Raw genomic sequence first — 1,820 nt, 5'->3', positions numbered from 1 at the left:
GCCGCTTGTTGGTCACCTGCAATACCTGCGATAGGAATACGAGTACCGCCTTTACCACCGATGTTCGTTTTGCCGTAAATTTCCGAAGAGCGTTTTACTTCTGGCATCATTGACGCCGGAATGCCCATCTCATCCAACAGCTTTTGGTCCCAACATAGGTCGTTGATGTTAAACAGCATGGTACGTGATGCGTTGGTGTAGTCAGTAACGTGAACGCGGCCTTGAGTCATCTTCCATACTAACCACGTATCGACGGTACCAAACAGCAGTTTACCTGCTTCTGCATCTTCGCGTGCGCCTTCTACGTTATCCAGAATCCACTTAACTTTAGTGCCAGAGAAGTAAGGGTCAAGCACCAAGCCGGTGTTGTCGCGAACGTAATCTTCTAAGCCGCGGCTTTTTAGGTCTTCACAAATGTCTGCGGTACGACGACATTGCCATACGATCGCGTTGTAAACGGGTTTGCCTGTTTCTTTGTTCCAGACGATGGTGGTTTCACGTTGGTTCGTAATACCAATGGCAGCTAATTGGTCGCTTCGGATGCCTGACTTAGCCAAAGCTTCAACTAATGTAGAGCTTTGTGTTGCCCAGATTTCCATTGGATCGTGCTCAACCCAACCTGCTTGTGGATAAATCTGAGTAAACTCTCGCTGAGCGACGCTTACGATATTGGCGTCGTGATCAAGAATAACAGCGCGAGAGCTTGTCGTACCTTGGTCGAGGGCAACAATGTATTTTTGCTCAGTCATGGTAAGAATCCTTTTGTTTCGTTATTTATATTTTAGTAATTGGCAAGCGGTTAAGCTCGAGCTTCTTCTGTTTCTTCTTCAGTATCACATTGGTTTGGAATGGTACAACCGTGACCTTGGCGAGGGAGGTACGCCGCGATCGCTTTTGGATATAACCAACCACCAAAGCAAGCACCCGCAATAGGAGCAAGAAGGGGAACGATAAAGTAAGGGATGTCTTTAGCGCCGGTCAGTGCGTAATCCCAACCTGCAAAGTACGCGAACAGTTTAGGGCCAAAGTCACGAGCTGGGTTCATCGCAAAGCCAGTCAGTGGACCAAGAGAACCACCAATAACCGCGATCAGAATACCAATCAATAATGGGTTCATCGCGCCACGAGCGGCACCGTTGTTTTCATCACCCAGAGCCAAAATGGCAAACATTAATACAGCTGTAATGACGAATTCCACAGCAAATGCGCCAAAGAAAGAAAGAGAAGCGTGTGGGTAAGTTGAGAAAATACCAGCCGTTGCAAGGGCGTCTTGGCTGCTACGTACAAAGTTGTGTGCGATTTCGTAATCGGTGAAAAGGTTGCTGTACAAGCTGTAAACCAAAGCGGCAGAGAAAAATGCACCTAACATCTGAGCGATGATGTACGGCACCACTTTCGCTTTATCGAAACCATGAAACATCGCTAATGCAATGGTCACGGCTGGGTTGATGTGTGCGCCTGAAACGCCGGCAGTACAGTAGATCGCGATGGAGACACCTAAGCCCCATACAATACTGATTTCCCATTGTCCAAAAGATGCGCCTGTTAACACTAAGGCTGCGACGCAGCCAACGCCGAAGAAGATGAGTAGTCCTGTACCGATGAACTCGGCCAAACATTCTCCGAGCAGAGAGGGGTGTTTGTTGGTTGTCATGTTAAGAGTCCTATAGTTATTTTTGCTTATCTAGCACGATAGTATTGTGCACATATAAACGTTTGCGAAAACAAACGAGCGTTAAAAATGAGCGTTTGAGCATGAATTTGTTAACCAAACTCTTCGTTTTTGTTAAATGGCGCATCTTTTGACCAGAAAGGAAACT

Annotated in this window: 2 protein-coding genes; both read right to left on the bottom strand. The window is 46.9% G+C overall.

Annotated elements, in window-relative coordinates; translation table 11 throughout:
- On the bottom strand, window positions 1-749 hold a 749-nt coding region (locus tag R7Q47_RS23580; RefSeq protein ID WP_318089535.1), incomplete at its 3' end, for an FGGY family carbohydrate kinase.
- A 50-nt stretch (window positions 750-799) separates the two neighbouring features.
- The gene (locus tag R7Q47_RS23575; RefSeq protein WP_005456607.1) at window positions 800-1,654 is read right to left on the bottom strand and encodes an MIP/aquaporin family protein; all 855 of its coding nucleotides are present in this window, start codon (window positions 1,652-1,654) and stop codon (window positions 800-802) included.
- Window positions 1,655-1,820: the final 166 nt, after the last annotated feature.

The organism is Vibrio sp. Vb0349 (assembly GCF_033338975.1).
This window is presented reverse-complemented; position numbering and strand designations above follow the sequence as displayed.

Bases quoted from the DNA above. Each gene is read 5' to 3' on its own strand.
- R7Q47_RS23575 (WP_005456607.1), bottom strand. From the start codon at position 1,654: ATGACAACCAACAAACACCCCTCTCTGCTCGGAGAATGTTTGGCCGAG.